The 409-nt window shown below is 59.2% G+C and carries 1 protein-coding gene; it reads right to left on the bottom strand.

The window, feature by feature from the left end:
• Positions 1-409, bottom strand: a 409-nt coding sequence (locus FMN63_RS00060) for an Hsp70 family protein (RefSeq protein ID WP_148581917.1), incomplete at both ends; no start/stop codon positions are given.

Below are 409 nucleotides of genomic sequence, written 5' to 3' on the forward strand. Positions count from 1 at the left end.
CCAGGCAATAGCGCAGCAGCTTCTTCATTTCCTTGAAGTCGTCCGAGGTCTTGAAGATCGATAGCATGTGCCAGCGGGCGAAATTGGCAAAGAGATTGGGCGGGATTTCCAGCTCCTTGCCCATGCTCTTGTAGAGTGAGCCCTTGCCGAGCCGCGGCAGGATCACGTTGTCGATGATCCGGTAGTCGAAGGTGTCGCCTGCAATGCCGATGCCGCCCCGCCCAAGCGGCGATGCGGAAAGATGTCCCGAGCGGGTCTCGAAACGCATCAGCGAATAGTCGGTCGTGCCGCCGCCGAGATCGGCCACCAGAATGGTCGTGTCCTGCTGCAGCGACTGCGCATAGGAAAATGCGGCACCAACAGGCTCCATCACGAACAGGATATCCTCGAAGCCAAGCTTGCCGAAGGC

It is taken from the genome of Stappia sp. BW2 (assembly GCF_008107695.1).
GTDB lineage: Bacteria > Pseudomonadota > Alphaproteobacteria > Rhizobiales > Stappiaceae > Roseibium.